We start from the raw sequence: 26,104 nt of genomic DNA, 5'->3' as shown, positions 1-26,104 counted from the left end.
AAATGACGGGACCGGGGAGGGTTCCGGAAATACCGCCGGACGTCGGCAGGCCAATTCATGGAAAGGGAGGAAATCGACCATGAAAACCGCTTTCGTATCAGTTCTTTCAACCGCAGCCTTGGCTCTGATGGCATCGAGTGCGCTCGCCGCCACCGAGATCTCGTGGTGGCACGCCATGACCGGCGCCAATAACGAAGTCGTCGACCAGTTGGCCAAGGAGTTCAATGAAAGCCAGTCCGACTACAAGATCTTGCCGGTCTTCAAGGGCACCTATCCGGAAACGCTGAATGCCGGCATCGCCGCCTTCCGTGCCAAACAGCCACCGGCCATTATCCAGGTCTTCGATGTGGGAACCGGCGTGATGATGGGCGCGCAGGGCGCCGTAGTCCCGGTGGCGGAAGTGCTGGAAAAGGGCGGCTTCAAGTTCGACAAGGCCCAATACCTGCCCGGCATCGTCTCCTATTATTCGAAACCGGACGGCACGATGCTGTCCTTCCCATACAACTCATCCTCGCCGATCCTCTATTACAACAAGGATGTGTTCGAGAAGGCAGGGCTGAATGCCGATACGCCACCAAAGACATGGCCGGAAGTCTTTGAGGCGGCAAAGAAGATCAAGTCGAGCGGCGCCGCCAATTGCGGCTTCACCTCGACATGGCTGACCTGGATCCAGACCGAGAACTTTGCTGCATGGAACAATCTCTCCTATGCGAGTGACGAGAACGGTCTCGGTGGCACCAACGTGAAACTCGCCTTCAACTCCGAGCCCTTCGTTAAGCATTTCCAGTCAATCGCAGATCTCGCTAAGGACGGCACCTTCCGCTATGGCGGCCGCACGTCGGAAGCCAAGCAGCTGTTCACTTCCGGTGAATGCGGCATCCTGACGGAATCCTCCGGTGGTCTTGGCGACATCATCAAGTCCAGTATGAAATACGGTATCGGCCAGCTGCCCTATTACGAGGGCGAAGGACGGCCGCAGAACACCATTCCGGGCGGCGCAAGCCTGTGGGTATTCGGTGGCAAGAGCGATGCGGAATACAAGGGTGTCGCCACCTTCTTCAATTTCCTGTCGCAGACAAAGATACAGGCCCGTCTGCATCAGGTCTCCGGCTATATGCCGGTCACGATGGCGGCTTATGAAGAGACCAAGAAATCCGGTTTCTACGACAAGAATCCGGGCCGCGAGACCCCGCTTCTGCAGATGATGGGCAAGGCGCCGACCGAAAACTCCAAGGGCGTTCGCCTCGTCAACCTGCCGCAGGTGCGCGACATCATGAACGAGGAGTTTGAGGCGATGCTCGCTGGCAAGCAGGACGCCAAGGCCGCTCTCGACAAGTCCGTCGAACGCGGTAATGCGGCGATCCAGCAGGCGCTTGGGAACTGACATCGGTCTTTGCCGTCCGCATGAGACAAACATGCGGGCGGCTTTCCTGATCCTCAAGGAGCCTGCCCGTGCAAAGCACCGTCTTTCCGAACAAGATCCTTCCCTATTTTCTGGTCGCCCCGCAGATCGTGCTGACCATCGTCTTCTTTTTCTGGCCGGCCAGCCAGGCGCTTTACCAGTCGGCTATGCGGGAAGACCCGTTTGGGCTGCAAAGCACGTTTGTAGGCCTTGCCAATTTCACGACGATCCTGTCGGACGCCAATTATCTCCATGCGCTGCGCGTCACCGTCGTCTTCAGTATCGCCACGGCCGTGCTTTCCATGGGCATCGCGCTGCTGCTCGCGACCGCCGCAGATCTCGTCGTGCGCGGCAAAGGCTTTTACCGCACGATGATGATCATCCCCTATGCGGTGGCGCCCGCGGTCGCCGGCATGTTGTGGCTGTTCATGTTCAACCCGGCCATGGGCACATTCGCCTATATCCTGCGCCGCAACGGCATTGCCTGGGATCCGCTCCTGAATGGCGATCAGGCCATGGCGCTGGTCGTGGTGGCCGCTGCGTGGAAACAGATCAGCTACAATTTTCTGTTCTTCGTCGCCGGCCTGCAGGCGATCCCGAAATCGCTGCTGGAAGCGGCGTCCATAGACGGAGCGCGCGGATCTCGTCGGTTCTGGACCATCGTCTTTCCGCTTCTGGCGCCCACCACCTTCTTCCTGCTGGTGGTCAACACCGTCTACGCCTTTTTCGACACCTTTGGTATCATTCATTCTGTCACCGGCGGAGGTCCGGCCAGAGCTACGGAAACGCTGGTCTACAAGGTCTATAACGACGGTTTCGTGAACCTCAATCTCGGCTCGTCGGCCGCCCAGTCTGTCATCCTGATGGTCATCGTCATTGCGCTGACCGCCTTCCAGTTCCGCTTCGTCGAGCGGCGCGTGCATTATGCGTGAGGTGAAAAGATGATCGAAAACAGACCGATTGCGAGCCTGATGGCGCATCTGATGCTGATCCTTGGCATCATCATCGTCGCCTTCCCGATCTATTACACCTTCATCGCCTCGACGGCGCCATCAGGCGCCATCCTCAGGCCGCCGCTGTCGCTTCTGCCGGGCGGTCACATGGTAGAGAATTATTCGGAGTCCATTTCCGGCGGCGTCGAGCGTGTCGTCGGCGTCAGTCTCGAACGACTGCTGTTCAACAGTTTTGTTGTCGCGGTCGCCATTGCCATTGGCAAGATCGTTATCTCTTTCCTGTCGGCTTTCGCGATCGTGTTTTTCCGCTTTCCCTTCCGCATGGGCTTTTTCTGGATGATCTTCATCACCCTCATGTTGCCGGTAGAAGTGCGCATCCTGCCGACCTACAAGGTGATCGTCGATCTCGGCCTGTTAAACACCTACGCGGGCCTCACCTTGCCGCTGATGGCATCGGCGACGGCCACCTTCCTGTTCCGGCAATTTTTCCTCACCATTCCCGGCGAGATGGTGGAGGCCGCGCGCATCGACAATGCCGGACCATTTCGCTTCATGAAGGATATCCTGCTGCCGCTGTCGATGACCAATATCGCGGCGCTGTTCGTAATCCTGTTCATCTACGGATGGACGCAATATCTCTGGCCGCTGCTTGTTACCGACAGGGCAGACATGAACACGATCATCATCGGCCTGCGCCGCATGGTGGATTTCGCAGATGCTTCGACACCGTGGAACTACGTGATGGTGACGGCGATCCTGGCAATCATTCCTCCCGTCATCGTCGTTGTGCTGATGCAGCGATGGTTCGTCAAGGGGTTGGTGGAGACCGAAAAGTAATGGCAACGATTGAACTGAACGACGTCCGCAAGACCTATGGCATCAATATCGAGGCGATCAAGGGCGTATCGCTCGATATCAAGGATGGCGAGATGATCGTGCTGGTCGGCCCATCGGGCTGCGGAAAATCCACGCTTCTGCGTATGGTGGCCGGGCTCGAAAGCATTACCGGCGGTGACGTGACGATTGCCGGACGGCGCGTCAACAATCTGGAACCATCGGAACGCGATATCGCCATGGTGTTCCAGAACTATGCGCTTTACCCGCATATGACCGTTCGCCAGAATCTCGCCTATGGACTGAAGAACCGCAACACGCCGAAGGACGAGATCGACCGGCGTATCACGGAAGCCGCCCGCGCCCTGGAAATCGAACCGTTCCTCGAACGCAAACCCCGCCAGCTCTCTGGCGGCCAGCGCCAGCGCGTTGCCATGGGGCGTGCCATCGTGCGCAAACCGGCGGCCTTCCTTTTTGACGAACCGCTCTCCAATCTCGATGCGAAACTGCGCGTGCAAATGCGGGTTGAGATCCGGAGGCTGCAGCGCTCGCTCGCCACGACCTCGATCTATGTGACCCATGACCAGATGGAGGCGATGACGCTGGCCGACCGGCTGGTGGTGCTGAATGCAGGACAGATCGAACAGGTCGGAACGCCAATCGAGCTCTACGAAAAACCGGCGACGACTTTTGTCGCGACCTTCATAGGTTCTCCATCGATGAACCTGATGAAGCTTGGCGATGGCTCAGCGTGGACAGGAGGAGATCGATCCGGGTTGCCTAATAACGCTGCCACTATCGGGATACGGCCCGAGGACCTCGTTATCGCTAAAGGATCCTCGCCTACCGGATTCAGCACCAGGGTGGAGGTCGTCGCAGTAGAACTCGTCGGAGCAGAAAGCTACGTCCATGGCGTGGCTGACGACGGCAGCGCGATCGTCTTTCGCGTGTCAGGCAGGTCGATAATCGCAATCGGAGAAACGCTAGATCTGATCGCCGACCGCGAGCGGTTTCACTTGTTCGACCAGCAGGGCAAGCGGATTTAGCAACGACATCCGTATCAGGCAGCATTCATGCTGTGTTCAAAGTGAAAGCTGTCCGAAATGCCCCAAGCGCTTTTTCGGCATCGCCTTTGGCATAGGCTTCCAGACCGACGGGCCCGCGATATCCCATGTCGTAAAGGTTCTGCGCGATCATGGAATAATTGATTTCTCCGGTTCCCGGCTCGCAACGCCCCGGCACGTCCGCCGCCTGCACCTCGCCGATCCATGGCAGGCACTTGCGGCAAGTCTCGATCAGGTTTCCCTCGCCGATCTGCACATGGTAGAGGTCGAGATTGAGCCTGAGGCGAGGGTGATTGACGCTAGATACCAGCGCCAGCGTCTCCTCGGCCCGGCCGAAGGGCGTGCCGGGGTGATCGACGGGTAGATTGAGGTTTTCGAGCGTGAACACCACGCCCTCTTTCTCGGCCATGTCGGCAATGCGCGCCAGCGTATCGCGCGCCTTCAGCCACATCCGCCCCGTCACCACCTCGCTGGGGCACACCGGAAGCCCGCCTTCGCCGAGCCCCGTGCCGTGCAGGTTGAGACGGGCGACTCCAAGCCGTTTGCCCACCTCAGCCGTCGCGCGCGCCGAGCGCAGCAGCTCGTCGGCGCCCTCGTCGTCGGCTAGCCGTCCGGTCAGATAGCCGTTCATGATCGAGAAGGTGGCGCCAGAGCGTTCGAGCGCGATCAGATCGTGCTCCGGCCAGTTCCACAAGCCCACTTCGAAGCCCATCTCCTTGAGCCGCGCGCAGCGCCATTCGATCGGCCGGTCGCGCCACAGCATCTCCGCGCAGGCGGCCAGTGTAAACGGTTGATCCATTGTGAATGTCCGTGTTTTGAGAGGTCAGCGCATCAGGTGTTCGACGGGCTGAGCCGCCACGAACCGCCATTTGCGCAAGGGGCCGGCCATGACGTTGAGGTAGTACATCTCGAACCCGTGCACCGCGCCGCAAGGGTGGTGTCCGCGGGGTACGCAGACCACGTCGCCGTCATGCACCGCCATCGTCTCGTTCAGTTGCAGGTCGTCGGTATAGACCCGCTGGATGCCAAACCCGTCGGCCGGGTTGAGGCGATGGTAGTAGGTCTCTTCCAGATAGGTGATGCGGGGAAAGTCGTCCTCGTCATGCCGATGACTCGGGTAACTCGACCAGTGGCCGGCCGGAGTGAACACCTCCGTCACAAGCAAGCTGTCGCAATAGTCCTCGTTTTCCATGGCGATATTGTTGATGTAGCGGGTGTTGGTGCCCTCGCCGCGCTGGGTAAGCGTGATGCCGTCAGGCCCGATGCGCCGCGCCTGGTGACCTTGCCTGCCCGGCGCCGTACACACCGCAATGATGCAATCGGTCTTGGCCGACGCCTTCCAGTCGCTGCCATCGGGCAGATAGAGGCAATGCGGCGGCGTCTTCTCGAATACGTTCATGCGTTCGCCGAGCACACCCCAATCACGGCCCGCTCCCTCGAATGTCGCCTTGCCTTCTACCATGACCAGAATGACTTCCCTGTCACCGGTCGCCTCCGCCGCCGTCTCCCCTGCTCTCAGGTGGTAGAGCGAGAAGCCGACATAACGCCAGCCGGCACTCGCGGGCGTAATCTCGTGAACCTTGCCATGACGGCCGAAGGGGCGATGGAGAAGATGAGGCATCGGAAACTCCTGGATTTATAAGGTCAGACGAGGCCGGTTCCGGCAGCAGCAGCCTTCAGCGTCTTCAGGCCGAGCGACTGATACTCGAAGGGGTTGCGTATATCTGGATCCTGCTCGGCCTCGATGACGATCCAGCCATCGTAGCCGGCATCTTTCAGGATCTGCAGCAGAGGCTCGAACTCGACCCCGCCTTCCTCGTCTCCCGGCACGGTAAACACGCCGGCCCGAACGCCATCCATGAAGGACAACCCCTCCTCGCGCACCTGCCGCATCACTGTCGGCCGCACGTTCTTGGCATGGAAATGACTGACCCGGTCGACGTAACGAGACAGGACCGGCGACGGATTGCGGCCGTTACCGCCAAAATAGCAATGACCGGCATCGAAGAGCAGCCGTGTTTCGGGACCTGTCACCGCCATGAAGGCGTCGATCTCTTCCGGTGTCTCGACCACGGTTCCCATATGATGGTGATAGACGAGCTTGATGCCCTGGCTTGCCGTGAACGCAGCAATCTCCTCGACCTTGCCGCCGAAGGCCTTCATCTCCTGATCCGAGAGCACCGGGCTCTGCGACAGCGGCGCCTGCAGGCCCTGCACACTGTTGGAGGTCTCGCAGACGATGCAGACCCTGCAGCCATTGTGCTTGAGCTTATCGAGATGCGGCTGAATCGCCTTCTTCTCTTCCTCGACGGATTGCACAAGAAGGTTCAGCGAGTACCAGCCCGAAACGAAGGCGAGGCCGTAAGAACCGAGCAGCTCCTTGAGCGCCTGCGGATCGTCCGGCCAGCGATGGCCGTTCTCGATACCGTCGAAGCCGATCTGGCTCGCCTCGCGAAGGATCTGTTCAGTCGGAATGTTGGCGCCGAGGCTCTGGTCGTCGTCGTTTGCCCAGGCGATGGGATTGGTGCCGAAGCGGATCATTTCTCTTCCCTCAATTCACGGTGTTCTGCTTGGCGGCGCTTGTCAGATAGCGCGCATAGGCCTGTTTGAGTTTTTCGGTGGTTCCAACTTCCGGCACGGCGACATCCCACCAGTGGCCGGCATCACCGAAGCCCGGACCGTCGGTCGGATCGGTGTCGATGACGATGACGGTCGGAATGTCGCGATCCCGGGCCGCGGCGATCTGGACCTCCAGATCGGCAATATCCTTTGCCTTCACGGCAAAGGCCCCCATGGAACCCGCATGGGCGACAAAATCGATCTCGGGCTGCTGCTCGATATTGCAGTCCTTGTAGAGATTGTTGAAAGCCTCGCCGCCAGTGCCGCGCTGCAGCCGGTTGATGCAGCCATATCCGCGGTTATCGGTCAAAACGATGGTGAACGGCACCTTGCGCATGACGGCAGTCGCCAGTTCCGAATTGGCCATCATATAGGATCCGTCGCCGACGAAGCAGATTACCTCGCGCTCCGGCCGCGCCAGCTTCAGCCCTATGGCGCCGGCAATCTCGTAGCCCATGCAGGAATAGCCATATTCCATGTGATAGCCACCCTGGCTCGGCTGCCACAGAAGCTTCAGCGCCCCCGGCATGGTGCCGGCTGCACACATGGCAATCGCCCTCTCATCCGTTGCCCGTTGTACCGCGCCGATGACCTGCGCATCGTTGGGCAAACCGGCCCCGGCGAGCACTGCGCAATGACCGTCGACGGCGGCAAGCCAGGCACTCCGCAAGGCGGCATCCGGTTCGGGCGCACGGTGGGTGCCGAGTTTTCCGGAAAGCGCCGCCAGCGCCACTTTCGCGTCGGCAACAAGGCCGATCGCGCCGTGCTTGTCGGCATCATAGGCCTGCACGTTGATGGAGACGAGCTTGCGGCCGTCCGCCTCGAACAGCGACCAGGAGCCGGTGGTAAAGTCCTGGAAGCGCGTACCGACACCGATGACCAGATCCGCCTTGCGGGCAAGCGCGTTGGCGGCAGCCGAACCATCGACACCGGCTGCGCCAAAGTTCATCGGATGGTTTTGGGCAAGCGCCGACTTGCCGGCCTGGGTCTCGATCACCGGAATGGCATGGCGCGTGGCAAAGTCGGCGAGATCCTCTTCCGCACCGCTATAGATCACCCCGCCTCCGGCGACAATCACCGGATTTTTTGCCGCGCGAATAAGCTCAGCTACGGCTTCGAGGTCATGGGCGTCGGCTTCCGGCCGGCGGATCCGCCAGACCTTCGGCTCAAAAAAGGCTTCTGGCCAGTCATAAGCTTCCGCCTGCACATCCTGGCAGAAGGAGAGCGTCACCGGCCCGCAATTGGCCGGATCGGTCATCACCCGCAGCGCCCGCGGCAGAGCGGTCAGTAGCTGTTCCGGCCGGGTTATGCGATCGAAATAGCGGCTGACCGGGCGGAAGCAGTCATTGGCCGATACCGTACCGTCGTCGAAATCCTCGACCTGCTGCAAAACCGGATCAGGTCGGCGATTGGCGAAAACGTCACCCGGGATCAGCAACACCGGCAACCGGTTGACATGCGCCAGCGCTGCCGCGGTCACCATGTTGGTGGCGCCCGGACCGATCGACGAGGTGACGGCCTGGACGCGCTGGCGTTTCTTCGCCTTTGCATAGGCGATCGCGGCATGCGCCATCGTCTGTTCGTTCTGGCCGCGCCATGTCGGCAACCCGTTACCGGCCTTCTGCAGCGCTTCGCCGAGCCCGGCGACATTGCCATGGCCGAAGATCGCCCAGATCCCGTCGACGAAACGTTCTCCCTCTTCGGTCATCTGTGCGGCCAGCCATTTCACCATGGCCTGCGCCGCCGTCAGTCTGAGCGTGCTCATGCCGCCTTCTCCCCTGCCTTTTGCCGCGCCGCGTCCCAGATCTGGCAGAGACGCTCGTAACGTCCGGCCATGTCCTCCACCGCTTGCGCATCCCTGATCTCATCCGCCAGCCAACGCCGTGCGGCATCGCCAAAAATCGTGCGGCCGACGGCAAATCCCTTGACCAGATCGAACCTTGCCGCGACCTCGAAACTCGCTGAAAGTTCGGCTTCCGGCGCATCAAGCCCCAGCACGACGATGCCGCGCGTGAACCGGTCATGCGCCTCGATGGCGGCAATCGCATTTTTCCAGCCGGCCGCAGTCTTCATCGGCTCCAGTTTCCACCAGTCGGGATAGATGCCGGCTGCATAGAACTGACGGATCAGCGTTGCGACCGTATGATCGTCGGTCGCCCCCACCTTTGAGGGAATGATTTCCAGCAGGAACTCCAGCCGGTTGCGCCGCGCCGCCTCGAACAGCCGCTTGACCGTCTGTTCCTGTGCCGCGCGTGTTTCTGCATCGTCATCCGGATGGCAGAAGCACAGAACCTTGACTACATCCTCACGCGCCCATTCCGATAGCGTGCCGCAATCCGTGCCAAGCTCGGGCTCCAGCGTCAGTGGCCGCGAACCCGGCCACTCAGCGGGACGTCCGATCCACAGGCCCGACCCTGAAGCGCGATGCAGCGCCGAACGGCCGATACGGCTGTCGCAGAGAATGCCGTAACCGGGTTTGCCCGCCTGCACGCGAAGCGCGGCCTGCAAGCACAATTCCTTGAATGCCGCTCCCTTCTGCAGCGTATAACCGGGCATCTGCTCCAACTGCACGCGGTGGTCGAAGGCGAATACCCGCATGGTCGACCAGTCGCCATCGACGCGCCTCTGCCGCGTGGTCGACCAGTGCAGCTGTTCGAGCTCGGGATCATTGCGCAGATCAGGTCGCAGGACACCGCGCTTGAGAAAGAAATGCAGTTCCTCGAGGCTAGGATAGGCGGGCGTGCAGCCATGGCGGCTAACCGCAAACGCACCGCAGGCATTAGCGAATTTGAGCGATGTCGGCCAGTCCTCACCCGTCATCCAACCGCGCAATAGCCCCGAGAAGAAGCCGTCACCGGCGCCCAGAACATTGAAGACCTCGATCGGGAACCCCTGCCCGCTCTGCCCTTCGTCGAGACTTGCGGGAACGGCGTGTTCGAAGGAGACCGCCCCGAGCGGGCCGCGCTTGCAGACCAGGGTCGCAGCGCTGACGGCCCGCACCGCCCGAAGCGCTTTGACCGTATCGGTCGAACCGCCGGCAATATGGAATTCCTCTTCCGTGCCCACGATCAGGTCGAACAGATTGAGCGTCGTCTGCAGCTTGGCCGTCACCTCGGCGCTTTCGACGAACCGGCTTTCCCCATCGCCGTGACCCGCAACACCCCACAGATTGGGGCGGTAATCGATATCGAGCGCGGTGCGCAATCCGTGCTTGCGCGCCAGCGTGAGCGCCTTGATCACGGCGGCTTCCGTACGGCTGTTGCTCAGATGCGTGCCGGTGACGACGACGGCACGCGCTGAGGCAATGAAATCCTCGTCGATATCGTCGTCGCAAAGCGCCATGTCGGCGCAGTTTTCCCGGTAGAAGATTAGCGGAAACTGCGTGTCGTCGCGAATGCCGAGGATGACGAGCGCCGTCAGCCGGTCGGGATCGGTCTTCACGCCTTCGGTCGAGACCCCCTCGCGCTTCAGCTGTTCGAGAATGAAACGCCCCATGTGCTCGTTTCCGACCCGGCTGATCAAGGCCGTCTTCAATCCGAGCCGAGCGCTCCCACAGGCGATGTTGGTGGGTGAGCCGCCGATATATTTCTCGAACGAGCCCATATCCTCCAACCGCCCGCCGATCTGCGCGCCATAAAGATCGACGCCGGCGCGGCCGATCGTGATAACATCGAATTTCTTCGTCACGGCTTTTACCTTTCGATACGGACAACGCTACCGTTGGAGGCCGCCATGGCGTGGATGATCCGTTCGATCTCCAGGCCGTGGGCGAAATCAGGTCCGGCATTCGCCCCGCCGGCGATGGCGCCGAGCAGGTCGCGCGCCTCAATGACCTTCTGTTCGTTGAAGCCGAAGTTGTGGCCCGGCGCCGGGCAGAAGGCGGCAAAGTCCGGCTGGTCAGGTCCGGTCAGGTGGCGCACGAAACCTGCTTCGCCTGCCTTGTGCACCCAGAGCTCGTTCATGTTCTCCTGATCGAACACGAGTGTGCCTTCGCCGCCGTGCACTTCCCATTGCAGCCGGCATTTGCGGCCGCGAGCGACGCGCGAGGTAGCGAACGAGCCATGCGCGCCGGAGGCGAAGCGCAGCATCGCGAGCGCGCTGTCCTCGTTTTCGACCGGCTTCGGCCCGTCCGGCGACGGACGCGTGGGAACGGCGACCTGGGTCTGGGCGACCAGTTCGGTCACCGGGCCCATCAGCGCCAGCATATGGCTCACGAGGTGGCATCCGAGGTCGCCGAGCGCGCCAAGACCACCGCCTTCGTGAGTCATCCGCCACGACCACGGGAGGTGCGGGTCGGCGGAATAATCCTCGTCATAGACCCCGCGGAAGGCAAGCGGGCTGCCGATCGCACCATCGGCGATCCACCTGCACGCCGCCTGGAATGCGGGACTTCTCAGATAGTTGTAGCCGAGCATGGTGGCCTGGCCCGGATAGGCTGCGGCGGTCGCCGCCATCGCTTGCGCATCGGCAAGCGTCAGTGCCATCGGCTTTTCCAGCCAGACATGTTTTCCGGCTTTCAATGCTGCCTCGGCCATCGGGCGGTGCATGCCGTTGGGGGCGGTGATCGACACCACGTCCACCTTCGGATCGGTGACAGCTTCCTCCCAATGAGCGCTGGCGCGGGCAAAACCGAACTGGTCCGCGAACTTTTGGGCGCTTTCCGTTGTGGCGTCGGAGAGGATTTCGAGCCGGTGATGCGCACCGCCGAAAACGGCGGCGACATTGCGCCAGGCCATTGCGTGGCATTTGCCCATAAAGCCGGTGCCGATCAAGGCGATGCCAAGCGGACGATCCGGCAGAGTTGCAGTCTGTACCATTAAAAACGCCTCAGATCGTACCGCCGAGCGAGCCTTCCAGCTCGGCCATTTCCTGTCCGCCTGCCATCATGTCCTGAAGCTGGGCGGGGTTGATCTCGCCCCGCGTGGCGGTGCCGAGTGTCTGGCCACGGTTCAGAACCGTAAACCGGTCCCCGACCGCCATCGCGTGACGGACATTGTGGGAGATGAAGACGACGCCGATACCCTGCTCACGCACGCGGTTGATCGTGGCAAGAACGTTGGCAGTCTGGCGCACGCCGAGCGCCGAGGTCGGCTCGTCGAGGATGAGCACTTTTGCCCCGAAATAGACAGCGCGGGCAATTGCAACAGTCTGCCGTTCGCCGCCCGAAAGCGTGCCGACAGCCTGGTCTGGACCACGCAGGTTGATGCCCATCTTGCGCATCTCCGCCATGGTGATCTCGTTGGCGGTATCGATATCGAACCGCTTGAAGATGCCCCTGCCCTTGGTCGGTTCGCGCCCCATGAAGAAATTGCGCGTCACCGACATCAGCGGGATCATGGCGAGATCCTGAAACACAGTGGCGATACCTGCTTCCATTGCATCGCGCGGGCTGCCGAAGGAAAGCGGTTTTCCTTCGAAGGTGATGGTTCCCTCCGTCGGCTTGTGCACGCCCGACATGGTCTTGATGAAGGTGGATTTGCCGGCGCCGTTATCGCCCAGAAGACAGTGGCACTCGCCGGCACGCACGTCAAAGGTGACACCGTTGAGTGCAATGACATTGCCATAGTGCTTCTTGATGTTTTCCATATGGATGATCGGTGCGGACATTTTTAACGCTCCCCGGTCACACGTCGACGGATGACGTTGTTGAAGATGACGGCGAGCAAAAGCATCGCGCCGAGGAAAACCTGGAACCAGTCCTGGTCGAACTTGGTGTAGGTCAGGCCGATCGTGACCATGCCAAAAATAATGGCGCCGAAGAATGCACCGATGGCTGAGCCGTACCCGCCGGTCAGCAGGCAGCCGCCGATAACGGCCGCTATAATCGCCTCGAACTCCTTCATGAAGCCGCGGCGAGCATCGGTGGAACCGGCATCTATGACGGTGATGATGGCGACGAGTGCGGCGGCCATGGCGGTCAGCATGAACAGCGAGATCTTCACACGACGGACAGGCACGCCGGAATTTTTAGCCGCGAGCGCATCGCCACCGGTTGCAAAGATCCAATTGCCGATGGGCGTGCGCAGGAGGATGTAGGTTGCGATCGCGGAAAAGGCGACGAACCAGATGATCTCGACCGGAATGCCCGGCACTTTCGGCACGCCCGACTTGAAGCTGTCGACGATGCCCGCTTCCACCAGCCAGCGCATAATGAAACCAAAGGCATCACCGGAGAAAATCGGCGCCAAAAAATCGCCTTCCACGGCTTCGCGAATGCCGCGCAGCTGGGTCGAACCGCCTGTGAAAAGTTTGAGGCCAACGAGCGCTGCCCCACGTAGCACGAAAAGGCCGGCCAAAGTGACGATGAAGGACGGCAGGCCGGTGCGCAGCACGATCATGCCGTTGGTGGCCCCGAGTGCGGCGGCCAGAGCGAGCGTCAGCGGGATGGCAATGATAAGCGGCATGCCGACATTGACGGTGAAAACGCCAAAGACCATACCGGCAAATGCTACCATGGAGCCGATCGACAGGTCGAATTCACCACCGATCATGAGCAGCGCCGCCGCGATGCCGAGAATGCCGAGCTGGGCGGCAGGCGTCATGAAATTCATCACGCCCGACAGGGTAAACATCGTCCTGTCGGCAGTGATCATGAAGAAGATTGTCACGAGGACCACGCCCCCGATTGCGCCAAGTTCCGGCCGTTTCATGAGTTTGGCGAGAAGAGGCTCGGATTTGATGCGCTCGTCACTATGCGCCAGCGTGTCTGTCGACATGGGTCTGTCTCCTGGAGGCGATGGCCGGGCCGCGGCGAAAGCTGCGGCGGCCCGGAGGAGGATGTGCTTAGCGGATGCCTTTGGAGGACAGGTCGATGACCTGCGCTGCGGTTTCCTTGGTCACGAGGTTCGGACCGGAAGCGACGTCACCACCGGGCATCAGCCCGTATTGCGCATGCAGCGCCAGGAAGGAGACTGGCAGGTAGCCCTGCAGATACTGCTGCTGGTCGATCGAAAATGCCGCCTTGCCGTCCGCGATATCCTTGAGGAAACCGGCAGACATATCGAAGGTAGAGATTAACACCTTGTCGCGACCGAGTGCCTGGGCCGCCTTGACGGCAGGTTCACCCACCAGAGAGGCATTGAGCGACAGAATGACATCGAGATCCTTGTCGGATTCCAGCGCCGCGCGCACCTTGGATTCGACCTCGGTCGGGTCATTGGTGGTCGGCAGTACCTTTACTTCCTTGCCGAAACCTTCGGCGAAACCAGCGCAACGCTGGTCGAGTGAGACGTTGCCGACCTCCTGGTTGACGCAGATAGCTTTCTTGCCGCCCATCTCCGCGAGCCTGCCTCCGGCAACCTTGCCGGCATCGAATTCCGACTGGCCGACGTGCAGTTTGGCGCCCAGCTTGTGGGCAACATCGGAGCCGGAATTCATCGAGATGACCGGAATGCCGGCATCGACGGCGCGCTTGATCGCCGGACCAAGCGCGTCGCCATCCGGTATCGAAACCACCAGACCATCGGGATCCTGATTGACGGCGGCGTCGATCAGTTGGCCCATGGCCACCATGTCAAAAGTTTCCGGCGAGCGGAACTCGACATTGACGCCGGTATCCTTGGCGGCCTTTTCGGCGCCATTCTTGACCACCGACCAGAACGGGTCGTTGGCCTGGCCGTGCGCGACGACGATGATATCGGTGGCGAGCACCGGGGTGGCGGCGGCAACGAGCGCAATCGTCGCTGCGGCTGCAAGCAATTTCTTCATGACTTCCTCCCAGTTGAATACCGGAACGCCACTCCCAGGCGTCCGTCATCCGGTCATGCGGGACCGGCACCGAAAGTCCGCGGCACACTCCCCTGCTCCGCAGCAATCCTTTTCGCGCCGGCATAGACCGGCGTATGTGACCAATCAGGCCAGCGAAACCGTCTGGCCGGATTTTGCCGATGCGGTCGCGGCCTCGGCCAGCGCCAGCGCGGCAACACCATCCTTGAGCGACACGGGAATGGCAGCCCCATCGAGAATGGCAGCGACAAACGCATCCCATTCTGCCGCATAGGCGCGCATATACCGTTCAAGGAAAAAGAATTCCGGTTTGGCGCTGATCACGCCCTGCTTCGTTGCCTTCGAGACCGTATTTTCAAGCACGTTCCCGGCAGAGAGCAGCCCTTCGGAGCCGAGGACCTCTACCCGCTGATCATATCCGTAAACTGCACGTCGGCTGTTCTTGATTACGGCAATGCGGCCATCGGCATAGGTGAGCGTCACCACGGCAGTATCCACATCACCAGCCTTGCCGATCTCGGGATCGACGATCGAGGTGCCGGCGGCGTGCACCGTCTTCGGCAGATCGCCCATCAAGAAATTCGCCATGTCGAAATCATGGATCATCATGTCGCGGAACAGACCCCCCGACACTTTGACATAGGCCACTGGCGGCGGGGCTGGATCGAAGGACGTGATTGACAGTAGTTCAGGCTTGCCGATCTCGCCTGATGCAATGGACGCCTTGATCGCGGAAAAATTCGGATCGAAACGACGATTGAAGCCGATCATGACAGGAACATTGCTCTTGATCACCGCATCGAGGCAACGCTGCGCCCGTTCCAGCGAAAGGTCGACAGGCTTTTCGCACAGCACGGCCTTGCCGGCGGCGGTCGCCTTTTCGATCATGTCCGAATGGGTATCCGTCGAGGTGGCGATCAGCACCGCATCGATCGAGGCATCCGACAGGATCGCCTCAGAACTGGTGGCCTTTGCGCCATAGGCATCCGCCAGCGAACGCGCCGCGACCTCGTTTACATCCGACACGGCAGCTAGCTGGCTGCGGCCGTTACCGACAATGTTTATGGCATGCACGCGACCGATGCGGCCCGCGCCGAGCAATCCGATTTTCAGCACTCTCATCCTCCCGAAAGGCGTCTCTCGACTGCCTTGGATTTGACCATTGCAATTTTTGCTCGCGCGAGCAATAGCAATTTGCACGCGGGGGCAAATTTATTTCCCGAGGGCTCAATAAAAACGCTATGTATGGGATGAACCGACCCACAGTGGATTCGGGAGAGAGCTATGGCCGACGGAAAGAACCCTGCATTTGCGGGAAACATCACTGCCGACGATGTGGCGGCCGAAGCCGGCGTTTCTCGCTGGACGGTCAACCGCGCCTTTCGCAAGGACGCGTCGATCTCGCCCAAGAGCCTCGAGAAGGTGCGGATCGCTGCTGAAAGGCTCGGCTATGTTCCGGATCTGCGAGCCTCCAGCTTGGCTTCAGATCGTTCCAATCTGGTGGCACTGCTGATCGATGATTTCGCCAATCCGCATAAACTCGTGATGATGGAACGACTGACGCGCATCCTGCGGCGCGAAGGCTGGGACATACTTCTTGTCAACACGCTGGATCGCGCAGATGCAGGCCATGCCCTTCTCAACGCAAGCCAGCGAAGGGTCGATGCCGTGATCCTGATCGGTATCCAGTTCGACGACGAGGTTCTGGATACGGCGCTGCATGCGCGGCGTTTTCGCAAGCTGATAATTTTTGCTCGCACGTCGCGCAATCCAAATACGATCTCGATTGCGGTCGATGATGTTCATGCCATGAAGGAAATCGCCAACTATGTGCATGCGCGTGGTTTCCGCAGCCCGCTTTTTCTCGCGGGCCCGCGAACATCTTCCGCGCATCTGCTGCGCAAGGAGACGTTTGTCGACTACTGGCGCCTGCATTTTGGCAACGAACCGGAAACCATTTCCGTGACGGCCTACGATCCAGCGCTTGCGGGAGGCATAGTCGAAAATGCGCTGGCCGGTCGCAACAAGGCGACGCTGCCGGATATCCTCGTTTGCGAGAACGATGCACTCGCTATCGGCGCCACAGATGTAATCCGCCATAGGCTAGGCTTGCGTATTCCTCAGGACATAGCAATTACCGGGTTCGACGACGTGCCGCAGGCGGAGGGCGCCAATTATCGCCTCACGACATACCGCCAACCGTTGACCGATATGGCCGAATATCTCGTAAAAGTTCTCGGCAGTGAGGAAAACCGCGATTTCGACAAGCTATTTCAAGGCAGATTGATGATCCGCGAGAGCGCGTGATACACGCTTTTTTGCTCAATCCCGAGATGCACGAACTGAATAGCCCCTAGCATCGAAATGTTCTACAACCCTAAACGCCAGCACGTCAGAAACGGAATGCCTCGCCCGTCGAGTTCGAGGAGTGGCAGTAAATCTAACCCGAGGGTATCTACGAAACTCGGGGCTATTCACGTATGCGTCTCCTGCATACATAGTGTTCGGCGGCCTTAGCTTACGGACCTTTTTGCGTTGAGGGAACCAATCGACGCAATCGCCGCTGTTGCTGCACGCTCTGGCTTCCCCCTCGCCCAGCGGCTCAAACTAGACCCCGCTGCACCCTTCCTCCCCGACATCGCGGCGGGGTTTTCATTTATCAAAATTTGCTCGGAACAAATCGCAAAAAGTCGTGGTTTCGCGGACAGCCGATGCCTTCGCATGGACGTCGGCTGTCCGTGTACTGCTCCCCTCACCGGCATAGTCCGGTCGGGTTGCGGCAACCAGAATACAAGAAAACAGCGAACCCGCATGGCATACAGCAGACTACGCACTCTAATCATGGCTCTTGGTCCACGCGCATTCAAAAGCTTGCCCGATGGTGTCGGGTTAAAGACAGCGATCCAAGCTGCGAACGAAGGTCTGGTCGAAGCTGATGGCGAATTCTCTGCCACCTCGAAATATCGACTGACGGCAGCTGGCATCGCTAAAAAGACCCTATATGGCGGACCTACAAAGCAAAGATCCACGTATCCGGTACAAAGCTGAGTTCCGCTCGGTTTCCCAATACCAAGGAGACCTCATGCCTATCTCGCTGGCGGCCAGCCGACCAAAGCCCAACAACCGCAAAAGCCTGTTACGAGATATCGCAGTTTGATCTTGGCAGTCATGTCAGTTGTGTTCGTTGCTGTTGGTGTGCTGAGCGTTTGCGTCCTGTCCGTCACAACGGCCTGACAAGCGTCACTCTGTTCGCATCGAGCACCCGCAACTGTTCGAGGACAGCTTCGATCGTTTCCATTATCCTTCTCGTTGAAACGATGGCGTCCAGCCACGAGCAGCACCATGGCTGAGATACAGGCTTGCCGTTTCAAGCTGCTCACACAGGAATTCAGCATCGGCGATGACCGATCGCAGAGCCGCCAGCGCATTGCCACCGAAGGCATCCAAAACTGCCTGAGCCTGATCGATCTCAACTTCTTCGACGCGGTGAACAGCGGACATAACAGCCTCCAAATAGGATTATGTTCCTGTTATGTTCTCATTATGCGATGGAGTCAACATCGATGAGGACAATCACTTGTAAGCTATTGCAACGTCTCGCATCTTTCCGCTTACGGTTCGCCATGGAAAACGGGGCAATTGCATGTACTCCACGGCTTTTGAAGCGCTAGAAACAGCCGATCTTGATCTGCTCAGGACGGTACTCGAAGATGTGCGCTTGGATCGCGGCATCGTGGCTCCTGATGGGAGCTTGGACGAATTGGCGTGCGATCTGGTGAATCTTTGGCTTGCCGGTTTTCGCGGCTCTGAAGAACTCAAAGCCATGCTGAAGCCAATCGACCTCCATCTCTGTCAGTGACGAATTCGGGACTTGATGCGGGCGTTCATCAGAAGCTCTTGCTTTGTAGCGAACATCCCGAATAGCTTGGTCAGACGCAATTGCTCATCGCTCGTCAGTTTATATTTTAGCGCAAAATCAGTGATCGTCATCACCTGTTGAGCGCCTTCTATTTTCAAATCAGCTTTATCAATATGCTTTGACAACTTACCACTCCCGCGTTCGCGTTGATAACGCGCGGACGCCCCCGGCGTTGCGGTACGATATCGTACCAAAGGCTTGCATCGGAGTGGAGATTGGCGGCGCTTACCGCGAATATTCGAAGAGCATACATTAGGCTTACTTATCAACGTGAATAATGGGGCGGGATAAAATATGCGTTTGGAGAAGACGCATATTGTGGACCTACCAAGGTGAGCCGTTCTCCAGCGCCGATATCGGCGATTACGTCGGGTTCGTTTACATAATCCGAGACCGGCACACCAACCGGGCCTACATCGGCAAAAAGACGTTCTCTGGTTCACGAAGATCCTGCCGCCTTTGAGGGGCCACACGCGGAAGCGGAAGAAATGGTCGTTCCTCACAACAGGCGATCTGACCGAAGTGGGCGACTTCATTGCGGGCGTATTCTCACCCCTCGCCCTAATCTGCCTCTTCTTTTATCTCGATGTGAAAAAGTCCAGTCTGCACGTCGATCCTGTCAAGGGCGGTGGACCGCCGATGGAAGAGCATTGCTTAGCGGTTCGCAATCACGCAATGTCACAAAAATCCGGTCTCGTCGCTTCTATCAGTGAAACGTCCTTGAAGGAGGTCATGTGGGACTCAATGCGCGTGAGCGATGAATGACATTGCCGCCACATAGGCATGTTCGCCCAATTCCACCTGTACGCAATCATAGCCCTTATCATCGCTGTCGTCGTCCTTGGTAGCGGCTGGTACATCTCTCACCGCGTCTCATCGGCTGAGATCAACAACCTCAGTCAACGCAATGTCGTTCTGACCAGCGCTGTCGAACAGAACGAACGCACGATCGCCACCTTGATTGCCGATGCGCAGGTTCTTGCTGCGTTAAATCAAAAGCTCACCAGCCGGATTGGTGCCGCCAGAATGGAGCATGTCGAAGCGTGGCACACGATCGATGCGCTGGACCTGGAGTTCGATACCGGCGATGCGGCTGTGCTAGAGGCGCGTGCCAACGACACTTTCGCCGCATCGATCGATGCACTCAGGATGCGACAAGAAAATAGTCTCATCGCGACAGGAACATAAACGTCGCACAACGGTTTGTTCATCGTGCATTCATGTTCGAGGACAACAAAATGTTTCTTTCGACCCTTCAGCCTTCCGCCACTTTCGAATTCGCCCGCGATCACGGCATCTCCATGGAGAAGACGGCGATCGAAACCGAACTCAGCTATCTCGCCAATTTTGACGGCAGAGATTTATCGGTCGAAGTGACAGGCGATTACATCGTGCTCGAAGGCGTTGTTCACTCATCCAGCGATCAGGCCCGCGCCCTCCGCGTCGCCCGTGAAATCGTCGGCTATGACCGCGTTCTGTCCCGCATCATCATCGTCGGCGAAGCTGCCGCCTAATCGGCGCTGTATTCGAATAAACGAAAGCCCGCCATAACGCGCGCGGGCTTTCTCGTTTCAGGCTGTGGCTCGATGATCAGCCGAGACGGCTCTCGATGATGTATTTCGCGATATCGGCGAGAATGGCGTGAGGCACATACTCATCTGTCATCAAGCCGTGCAGCGTCTTCAGAGCTTCGGTGCGGACTTCGGCATCATCGATCTGTTCAGCTTCTTCAGCCTTAACAGCGTCCGTGAAGACGGTGGAAATCGCGGCGGTGTTAGCTGTGGTCCGCTTCAGTTCGGTGGCATCAGCGTTCCTCGCAGCTATACCCCTCTCCAATGCCGTAAGTGCAGCCAGAATGCGTCCCGGCACGCGATAGTCTTGTTCCGCTCGAATGAGCGTTTGGCTTCGTCAGCTAGGAATTCACCTTTGTTCAGCCATTCGAGGGCGTTTGCATCGCGAACTAGCTTGCCCTCGGCTGGCGGGGTTTCAGATCAGATGGGTGGAGCGAAAGGATTTTGGGCCTTTGAAAAAATCTTCTGAAAATATGATTTTGTAGGGAAAAGGTTGGCTGACAGGCGGCTAATCTCGCCTGTCTCTGTGGCGTGTTGGTATTTATGAAATCGGCGGGCTAAGCTAGGCAACTAATATGGGCGTCGTCCGTTTTTGCGTCGTCAAAAACAGCAAGGATCAACGATGAGCACTGGAAGCCAAGCACGTTCGCGCATGTACATTTTCGTCGCTGCAATCTTTGTGTTGGGCCTCATGCTTGCGGGCTATTACACATTTTTCCAGACGCCCGGTGAGATCAACGATGCGCCCGCTTCAGAGGTGGTAAACCCGAAGTCGTAAAGCATTCTGAGAATTGGTTGCTGCTCACCCACGATCCGAAGATCATATATCGCCCGTCACCGGAGGCTCTATGCTAGGTCAGCTTAACGGAGCCATACGATGCGCCTGACGATCTACAACTTTGTAATGTATGCTTATTTGGTGCTCGTGGAGGCATACGTCTACGTCTTCGGAACCGCGTTTTAGCGGACGTCGTAGCCCCAAATCTTCAGGGTGGAAGTGTTGCCACCGGTGTAGGTGGTCGTTCCGGCTGTATCGTTAGACATTCTAACGAACAGGAACGGATCAGCTGGCATCGTCGCGTCATAAGCGATCCGGACCACCATGCGCCAAAATCCACCAGCATCTTGTGTCACCGTCATGCTTCGATGAACCTGTGCAGTGCCATCATCGCCGGTTGTGCGGGCACAGCGCCTGTCGCAAGGTTGATGCCGTATTTCATGGAAGCATAGTTGCCGCCATTCTTGCTAATCTCAACGACGCATTCCTTGTCTCTGTTCCGCGTGCGATGCTGACCGAGTATTCTTTTGCCATGCTCGCAAGGGAGATCGATGAAGTAATCAGGATTTGATGGCTTGGATCAGTGGACAGCTCACGGATTTCCGCCGCTTTTAGCTTATGTTCCGGAGAATAAACGCCTTGCGCTGTACGTGCGGTGCCAGCACCCAAGCTCCAACCGGCTTTTGTTCAGATAGATAGCACCAGTCGCAAGCATCACACCAGCATTGACCGCCGTCGCACCAGTGATCTTGGACGCGACGTTGAAGTTTGCACCGTTCGCGCCTTCTTGTCACTGGTCGCATTCGGGAAAGCGCTAGCTGAAGCGACGTTTGCACCGGCTTTGGTTTGAAGAACTGTGATCCTCTGGACACCGGTCGCATCGATCCACTTGATCGACGCATCGATCGTGGCGGTTCCGCCTGTAGAGCATTCGCCGTAACCAGCCGATGCGCCATAGTGCGGAAACCACAGTTGGAAGCTGCCATCCGTGATGTCTTCATATGCCACGCCGTGGACCGTGCCGCCGACAGCCGGTGAAGCTGCACCGAGACCCTGACCACCACTGTATTCATTGCCGAGTGCCTTGATGTAAGACAGCGGGCGAAGTCGCTCTAACGCAGCGCCAGCGGGCTTCAGAAACCGACGTTCGAGAAGCCGAAACCTAGACCGAAGTCCACCCATCAGGCTGATACGATCGTTTCTTTCACGGCTGAGCGAATGGAGAACGGGAACGATTGACCGGCAGCGATCTAGATGCGCGGAGTAACGGCGGCATTCGGGGCGGCTGCACCGCTCGAAAATGCGACGTAGATGTCAACCAATGCGGTGATGATCAGATACTTCTTAGATGTAGAGGCGAAGGTATAGCCCTGCCCTGCGTCCAATTCCTGGCTTTGAAAGTCGCAGGACATGACTGCGGCCTCGAATTTGATGATAGATAAAACGAGTTGGGCAACAGCCATAAATCGGGCCTCAATAGCTAGTGTTTTAGCTATTTAAGCCGCACAATCGATGCGATCGGCTGGAACGAAAGTCACTTTATTCGGTTAAGCTGCATCCTCAACGCGGATCGCTCAAATGTCGCAAGATGATGTGATTTACACGAAGTGCTTTGATGAAGGGCGCAGAGCCGGACGAATCGGCATGCCGCAAGCGACAAATCCTTATCGTGACGCCGGAACTGAGCGCAGCGCATGGCATGACGGTTATGCTGCAGTCGATTTTGACGATCTAATCGCTATCGAACGCATCCATCTCTTTCATCTTGGAAGAGAAGCTGGCGAACGCGGGGAAACGGCAACACGGTGTCCGTTCGTTCACGACCAGAACCCGGAGCGAATGGAAATATGGCTGCTGGGCTATGCGCCCCAAGCGGACGGGGAACCGATCCAGAATGACAACGTTCGATCTTCATGAAGTTTCTAGAACGCCGCCCACTCGTAACAACATTCCTTATTCTCAATCGCGATCTTTGCGTCGGTTTACGTCGTCCAGACTTGGATGACTGACCGCTTCGGCTATGTGGACGGAAAAGCCCCGATCACTGAACCGCCGACTTGAACAGATCATATTCCGCCTGACGGCGGATTGTCAGCCCTCGTGGCGGGGTCACGGCGCCATTAACACGGGCTTTGTTCCATTGAAGCCAACAGGCTCCAATGTCTTTCAGAGGCGCCCTCATATTGATCCGCTGTAGCAACGGAGACGATGCCAACGCTCCCGTCCTAGATTGTAGCGAAGGATACGAGCGCCCCGATTTAATCATCGGTGAGCGGGACTTTGACGAGTGTGGCAACATCCCGTCCGAAGCCAGCTAGATCGTCGCGCAATAGGCGTTCAGCTTCGGCTTTGGTGATGGTCTGCTTTCGCTGACCATCGACTTTAGTGACGGTCTCTGTGTTTCTAAACCCAATCGTCGGGACACCAGCGGGGCAGTAGTAGGCGGTCAGTTCTTCGCTGTTAGCCTTCTTTATGAAGGCTAAGGCTCTTGTTGATGCGGTAGGCACTAATTTCAGATCTTCGTTTAAAAACAACTCTTTATTTGAATGTCTTCATTGATATTTTCGGCGGATCTGATAAAATCAGGGTACCCTGTTTGATATGGTAGTACGACGCTAGTCGATGGGTTAGACTGGCTATTCAATCCATAGATGGCCCAACCCTTTTTTTGGCAAGAGGGAACGTCCCACAGCCGGCGCTAACTCTATAGGCCTCGGCAACGTAGGCCTAACCCCCCTTTGTTGAGGCGCCGTCAGCGCGCGCTTATGGACTACGCGCCAAAGCAATTGCATGGGCGACCTCATCAAACCCTTCTTTTAGCATCGAGGTTGCCACCCGAATGTTCGCGCTACTGCCCACGCAAAACTTGCTGCCCGAATTAACCGCGATATTACGAGCAGCAAGCGTCACCATCGCGAAGGGTTCCGATTCCACGGGCACCCATAGAGCCAGACCGTGCCCCACTTGGACCGTCAGACCACGCTCACGAAGAGCGTCTGCAAGCCTGTTTCGCCGTTCGTCATAGGTGATCCTGGCCGCGGCGATGCAGTCTGCGGTTTCAGGCTGACGCAAAAGCCATGTGCCGGCGGCTTGTAGAACCCGACTGGTCCAGGCAGCACTGAAACTGCGATAGGACTGCACCTGTTCGACGATTGCCTTGGTACTCGACAACACAGCCAGGCGCAGGTCCGGCCCAAGCGTTTTGGACAGCGAAAGGACATGAATAACCCTGTCGGGAAACTCCCGGCCAAGCGAATGACGTTCCGCGGACGAGATGTCGCCCATACCATCATCCTCGATGATCACCGCGTCGCTGTAGCGCAAGACGTCGGCAAGCTCACCAAGCCGCTCCGGAGTTACCGTCCTGCCGGTAACCGAATGCAATCTGGGTTGGAACAGGAAGACGACGGGCTTATAGAGCATAGCTTCGTTCAATGATGATGGCAGCGGCCCTTGCTCGTCGCATTTCACCGGAATGATGCGGGCGCCCTGATGTTCGAGAATATCGAGCAGACGCATGGCGGTCGGCTCCTCGATCGCCACCGGCGCGCCGGGCGTCACCAATGCGTGGATCGCAGTGTAGACCGCGTTATAGCCGCCATTCATCGCCAGAAATGCCTCCGCCTCATACGGCCAGGTCTTGCGGACCTCGGCCTCCAGTTCCGGCAGAATTCGGCTGCGTTCATAGCTGTTGAGGTTTTGCGCTAAAGCACCGTAGGCAAGCGCCCTTTCGAGCGGCGGCAGCAAGGCGGGGTCCGGCACGGCCATGGTGAGATCTAGAGCGCCGGCGCCGTAATGTCCCGAACTCGCCAGCCGTTCAGGCTTGGCGATGAAGCGATCGCCGCTCACCCAAGTACCGTTCCGCCCCCTGCCAGTGATGATCTTTTGCCTGCGAAGGTCGCTCCAGGCCTCGGAAATGGTTGCCGGGCTGACGCCGAGCGAAAATGCCAGGTCACGGATTGGAGGCAATTTCGCGCCAACCGGCAGAGCGCCGGCACGGATCAACGCACTGGTTTCCAAGGCAATTCCGCGAATTGTACGGTCGCTTAATTTTTCGGCAAACCAAGTCGAATTATAGGCGTCGCTCATTTTATCACCAGATTTAATGTTCAATAACGTAATAACATTTGATCATTTCAAAATGAACATTTTAATCTCAGTACATCAGCATTTTCTGACATGAGTAGCTCGAATGACACTGCGCCTTAGAATTGCACTGCGTGACTGGGACTACATGACGCCGCTGGTTCTCGGTGACGTCTCCTCCGATAAGCTCGACCTTGAGGTCGACCGCATCGGTACGCTGGTCTCGCATGTGGGCAAGGATCCCGACCACGATGCGGCCGAAATGTCGTTCAGCCGCTACTCGCAGCTGCGCCATGACGGCGATGACAGTGTCGTCGGCATACCCAATTTCATCATGCGCGGTTTCCGCCATCGCTGCATCATGACCATGGCCGATAGCGATATCACAACACTAGGCCAGCTCAAGGGCAAGCGCATCGGCGTGACCGGCTGGCGCGACAGCGGCAATACCTGGACACGCGCCGCCATTCGCCGTGAAGGTGTCGAGGTCACGGACGCCATGTGGTATGCTGGCCGCCTGACCGAGGCGCATCCGATCACCGACCGCCTCGATGGCTTTGGCCAGCCTGGCCTTATCGAAGCATGTCCCGGAGAGAAGCCGATGGTGGACCTTCTGCGTGACGGTGGTCTCGATGCGATCTTCACCCCGTTCATGCCGAACGGCTATTTCGAGCCGGGCTCGCCCTTCCGCCAGGTCCTGTCGGATTTCCGCGACGAGGAACAGCGCTATTTCGATGATGTCGGTTACGTCCCGGGCATGCACCTGATCGGCATCAAGGCCGGGATCGTTGCCGAGAACCCGTGGGCGATCGCCGAAGTCAGTCGCCTGATCGACGAGTCGCAGAAAATGTGGACCGAGAAGCGCCGCAAATATGCCGAGACCACACCTTGGATGTTCGACGAGGTGCTGAAAACCTCGCGCGATCTGCCAAAGGGCTGGGACGCCAGTGGCTTTGCCGTCAACCGTAAGATGATTGATGACTTCGCCGGCGAACTGCATGCCCAGGGCATCATGAAACGCCACATGACGCCTGAAGAGCTTTTTGCATACGACACCGACGGAAGCCGTATCGGTTTATCGATAACCTGAAACCGTAACACTGCAACAGACGTCACTTCATCAGATAAAAACGTCACCTAAAAAGGGGAATGA

At 58.5% G+C, this 26,104-nt stretch carries 31 protein-coding genes; 13 read left to right on the top strand and 18 right to left on the bottom strand.

From position 1 onward, the window contains the following. Positions 1-79: 79 nt before the first annotated feature. The 4 genes from ugpB (at position 80) to JZX87_RS23085 (ending at position 4,235) form a co-directional block, all read left to right on the top strand. Positions 80-1,384 (top strand): sn-glycerol-3-phosphate ABC transporter substrate-binding protein UgpB, encoded by a 1,305-nt coding sequence (gene ugpB, locus JZX87_RS23100; protein WP_183687070.1) that lies wholly within the window; start codon positions 80-82, stop codon positions 1,382-1,384. Between the two features lie 68 nt (positions 1,385-1,452). After that, positions 1,453-2,334, top strand: coding sequence for a sn-glycerol-3-phosphate ABC transporter permease UgpA (gene ugpA, locus JZX87_RS23095; RefSeq protein WP_148142978.1), 882 nt, complete (start codon positions 1,453-1,455; stop codon positions 2,332-2,334). Between the two features lie 9 nt (positions 2,335-2,343). Further along, entirely contained in the window at positions 2,344-3,192 is an 849-nt protein-coding gene (ugpE, locus tag JZX87_RS23090) for a sn-glycerol-3-phosphate ABC transporter permease UgpE (protein ID WP_206828237.1), read from the top strand. Further along, positions 3,192-4,235, top strand: a complete 1,044-nt coding sequence (locus JZX87_RS23085) for a sn-glycerol-3-phosphate import ATP-binding protein UgpC (RefSeq protein ID WP_148142976.1) — start codon at positions 3,192-3,194, stop codon at positions 4,233-4,235. The genes ugpE and JZX87_RS23085 overlap by 1 nt, the downstream gene beginning before the upstream one ends. 25 nt (positions 4,236-4,260) lie before the next feature. On the opposite strand, the gene JZX87_RS23080 is transcribed toward JZX87_RS23085, so the two are convergent. The 10 genes from JZX87_RS23080 to iolG form a co-directional block, all read right to left on the bottom strand. Beyond that, positions 4,261-5,052, bottom strand: a complete 792-nt coding sequence (locus JZX87_RS23080) for a TIM barrel protein (RefSeq protein WP_206828234.1) — start codon at positions 5,050-5,052, stop codon at positions 4,261-4,263. A gap of 24 nt (positions 5,053-5,076) precedes the next feature. Further along, the gene (gene iolB, locus JZX87_RS23075) at positions 5,077-5,874 is read right to left on the bottom strand and encodes a 5-deoxy-glucuronate isomerase (RefSeq protein WP_183687062.1); all 798 of its coding nucleotides are present in this window, start codon (positions 5,872-5,874) and stop codon (positions 5,077-5,079) included. A 23-nt stretch (positions 5,875-5,897) separates the two neighbouring features. After that, a complete protein-coding gene (iolE, locus tag JZX87_RS23070; protein WP_183687060.1) occupies positions 5,898-6,794 on the bottom strand; it encodes a myo-inosose-2 dehydratase in 897 nt (298 codons plus the stop codon). 10 nt (positions 6,795-6,804) lie between these two features. Continuing rightward, positions 6,805-8,637, bottom strand: a complete 1,833-nt coding sequence (gene iolD / locus JZX87_RS23065; protein WP_206828232.1) for a 3D-(3,5/4)-trihydroxycyclohexane-1,2-dione acylhydrolase (decyclizing) — start codon at positions 8,635-8,637, stop codon at positions 6,805-6,807. Next, positions 8,634-10,559, bottom strand: a complete 1,926-nt coding sequence (locus tag JZX87_RS23060; protein ID WP_206828231.1) for a bifunctional 5-dehydro-2-deoxygluconokinase/5-dehydro-2-deoxyphosphogluconate aldolase — start codon at positions 10,557-10,559, stop codon at positions 8,634-8,636. Before JZX87_RS23060 ends, iolD begins: the two co-directional genes overlap by 4 nt. Positions 10,560-10,564: 5 nt before the next feature. After that, positions 10,565-11,689: a Gfo/Idh/MocA family protein gene (locus tag JZX87_RS23055; RefSeq protein ID WP_206828229.1), complete on the bottom strand. Its 1,125-nt coding sequence runs from the start codon at positions 11,687-11,689 to the stop codon at positions 10,565-10,567. 10 nt (positions 11,690-11,699) lie between these two features. Further along, positions 11,700-12,479: an ATP-binding cassette domain-containing protein gene (locus JZX87_RS23050; RefSeq protein ID WP_148142969.1), complete on the bottom strand. Its 780-nt coding sequence runs from the start codon at positions 12,477-12,479 to the stop codon at positions 11,700-11,702. 2 nt (positions 12,480-12,481) lie between these two features. Continuing rightward, entirely contained in the window at positions 12,482-13,588 is a 1,107-nt protein-coding gene (locus tag JZX87_RS23045) for an ABC transporter permease (RefSeq protein WP_148142968.1), read from the bottom strand. A 67-nt stretch (positions 13,589-13,655) separates the two neighbouring features. After that, a complete protein-coding gene (locus JZX87_RS23040) occupies positions 13,656-14,579 on the bottom strand; it encodes a sugar ABC transporter substrate-binding protein (protein ID WP_148142967.1) in 924 nt (307 codons plus the stop codon). Positions 14,580-14,723: 144 nt separating this feature from the next. Beyond that, entirely contained in the window at positions 14,724-15,713 is a 990-nt protein-coding gene (gene iolG / locus JZX87_RS23035) for an inositol 2-dehydrogenase (protein ID WP_206828227.1), read from the bottom strand. Positions 15,714-15,881: 168 nt separating this feature from the next. Here iolG and JZX87_RS23030 point away from each other — a divergent pair, with 168 nt between their 5' ends. After that, positions 15,882-16,904: a LacI family DNA-binding transcriptional regulator gene (locus tag JZX87_RS23030; RefSeq protein ID WP_148142965.1), complete on the top strand. Its 1,023-nt coding sequence runs from the start codon at positions 15,882-15,884 to the stop codon at positions 16,902-16,904. Positions 16,905-17,894: 990 nt separating this feature from the next. On the opposite strand, the gene JZX87_RS23025 is transcribed toward JZX87_RS23030, so the two are convergent. Further along, positions 17,895-18,098 carry a hypothetical protein gene (locus JZX87_RS23025; RefSeq protein ID WP_148142964.1) on the bottom strand — a complete coding sequence of 68 codons (204 nt, stop codon included), beginning with the start codon at positions 18,096-18,098 and terminating at the stop codon, positions 17,895-17,897. A gap of 142 nt (positions 18,099-18,240) precedes the next feature. Between JZX87_RS23025 and JZX87_RS23020 the strand changes: the two genes are divergently transcribed. After that, entirely contained in the window at positions 18,241-18,456 is a 216-nt protein-coding gene (locus tag JZX87_RS23020) for a hypothetical protein (RefSeq protein ID WP_206828225.1), read from the top strand. On the opposite strand, the gene JZX87_RS23015 is transcribed toward JZX87_RS23020, so the two are convergent. Beyond that, positions 18,450-18,641, bottom strand: a complete 192-nt coding sequence (locus JZX87_RS23015) for a hypothetical protein (protein ID WP_206828223.1) — start codon at positions 18,639-18,641, stop codon at positions 18,450-18,452. The genes JZX87_RS23020 and JZX87_RS23015 overlap by 7 nt on opposite strands. Positions 18,642-18,793: 152 nt before the next feature. Between JZX87_RS23015 and JZX87_RS31855 the strand changes: the two genes are divergently transcribed. From JZX87_RS31855 to JZX87_RS23000, 4 genes are read left to right on the top strand one after another with little or no spacing between them, the layout of a single operon-like run. Then, on the top strand, positions 18,794-18,979 hold the full coding sequence (locus JZX87_RS31855) for a hypothetical protein (protein ID WP_353654242.1): 186 nt from the start codon (positions 18,794-18,796) through the stop codon (positions 18,977-18,979). Between the two features lie 59 nt (positions 18,980-19,038). Next, a complete protein-coding gene (locus JZX87_RS23010; protein WP_206828222.1) occupies positions 19,039-19,281 on the top strand; it encodes a hypothetical protein in 243 nt (80 codons plus the stop codon). An 18-nt stretch (positions 19,282-19,299) separates the two neighbouring features. After that, complete coding sequence (locus JZX87_RS23005; RefSeq protein WP_206828221.1) at positions 19,300-19,704, top strand: hypothetical protein; 405 nt, start codon at positions 19,300-19,302, stop codon at positions 19,702-19,704. Positions 19,705-19,754: 50 nt separating this feature from the next. Further along, on the top strand, positions 19,755-20,030 hold the full coding sequence (locus tag JZX87_RS23000; RefSeq protein ID WP_206828220.1) for a BON domain-containing protein: 276 nt from the start codon (positions 19,755-19,757) through the stop codon (positions 20,028-20,030). Positions 20,031-20,106: 76 nt separating this feature from the next. Here JZX87_RS23000 and JZX87_RS22995 read toward each other — a convergent pair whose 3' ends face one another. Next, positions 20,107-20,385, bottom strand: coding sequence for a hypothetical protein (locus tag JZX87_RS22995; RefSeq protein WP_206828219.1), 279 nt, complete (start codon positions 20,383-20,385; stop codon positions 20,107-20,109). 324 nt (positions 20,386-20,709) lie between these two features. Between JZX87_RS22995 and JZX87_RS22990 the strand changes: the two genes are divergently transcribed. Continuing rightward, the gene (locus tag JZX87_RS22990; RefSeq protein WP_183687111.1) at positions 20,710-20,865 is read left to right on the top strand and encodes a hypothetical protein; all 156 of its coding nucleotides are present in this window, start codon (positions 20,710-20,712) and stop codon (positions 20,863-20,865) included. Between the two features lie 182 nt (positions 20,866-21,047). On the opposite strand, the gene JZX87_RS22985 is transcribed toward JZX87_RS22990, so the two are convergent. The 3 genes from JZX87_RS22985 to JZX87_RS22975 form a co-directional block, all read right to left on the bottom strand. Continuing rightward, positions 21,048-21,227: a hypothetical protein gene (locus JZX87_RS22985; RefSeq protein WP_206828218.1), complete on the bottom strand. Its 180-nt coding sequence runs from the start codon at positions 21,225-21,227 to the stop codon at positions 21,048-21,050. A gap of 352 nt (positions 21,228-21,579) precedes the next feature. After that, positions 21,580-22,047, bottom strand: a complete 468-nt coding sequence (locus JZX87_RS22980) for a hypothetical protein (RefSeq protein ID WP_206828217.1) — start codon at positions 22,045-22,047, stop codon at positions 21,580-21,582. Between the two features lie 68 nt (positions 22,048-22,115). Then, complete coding sequence (locus tag JZX87_RS22975; protein WP_148142956.1) at positions 22,116-22,328, bottom strand: hypothetical protein; 213 nt, start codon at positions 22,326-22,328, stop codon at positions 22,116-22,118. Between the two features lie 115 nt (positions 22,329-22,443). On the opposite strand from JZX87_RS22975, the gene JZX87_RS22970 reads away from it, so the two are divergent. Continuing rightward, positions 22,444-22,782, top strand: a complete 339-nt coding sequence (locus tag JZX87_RS22970) for a ribosome modulation factor (RefSeq protein ID WP_148142955.1) — start codon at positions 22,444-22,446, stop codon at positions 22,780-22,782. 341 nt (positions 22,783-23,123) lie between these two features. Here the strand turns inward: JZX87_RS22970 and JZX87_RS32060 are convergent, their stop codons facing one another. Both JZX87_RS32060 and JZX87_RS22965 read right to left on the bottom strand, forming a co-directional pair. Continuing rightward, the gene (locus JZX87_RS32060; protein WP_502711332.1) at positions 23,124-23,372 is read right to left on the bottom strand and encodes a lysozyme; all 249 of its coding nucleotides are present in this window, start codon (positions 23,370-23,372) and stop codon (positions 23,124-23,126) included. Between the two features lie 256 nt (positions 23,373-23,628). Further along, positions 23,629-24,954 carry an aminotransferase-like domain-containing protein gene (locus JZX87_RS22965; protein ID WP_206828215.1) on the bottom strand — a complete coding sequence of 442 codons (1,326 nt, stop codon included), beginning with the start codon at positions 24,952-24,954 and terminating at the stop codon, positions 23,629-23,631. A gap of 103 nt (positions 24,955-25,057) precedes the next feature. Between JZX87_RS22965 and JZX87_RS22960 the strand changes: the two genes are divergently transcribed. Then, positions 25,058-26,041, top strand: coding sequence for a substrate-binding domain-containing protein (locus tag JZX87_RS22960; RefSeq protein WP_148142953.1), 984 nt, complete (start codon positions 25,058-25,060; stop codon positions 26,039-26,041). The last annotated feature ends 63 nt before the right edge of the window (positions 26,042-26,104 follow it).

The organism is Agrobacterium sp. Ap1, from assembly GCF_017313375.1.
Lineage (GTDB): Bacteria > Pseudomonadota > Alphaproteobacteria > Rhizobiales > Rhizobiaceae > Neorhizobium > Neorhizobium cellulosilyticum.
This window is presented reverse-complemented; position numbering and strand designations above follow the sequence as displayed.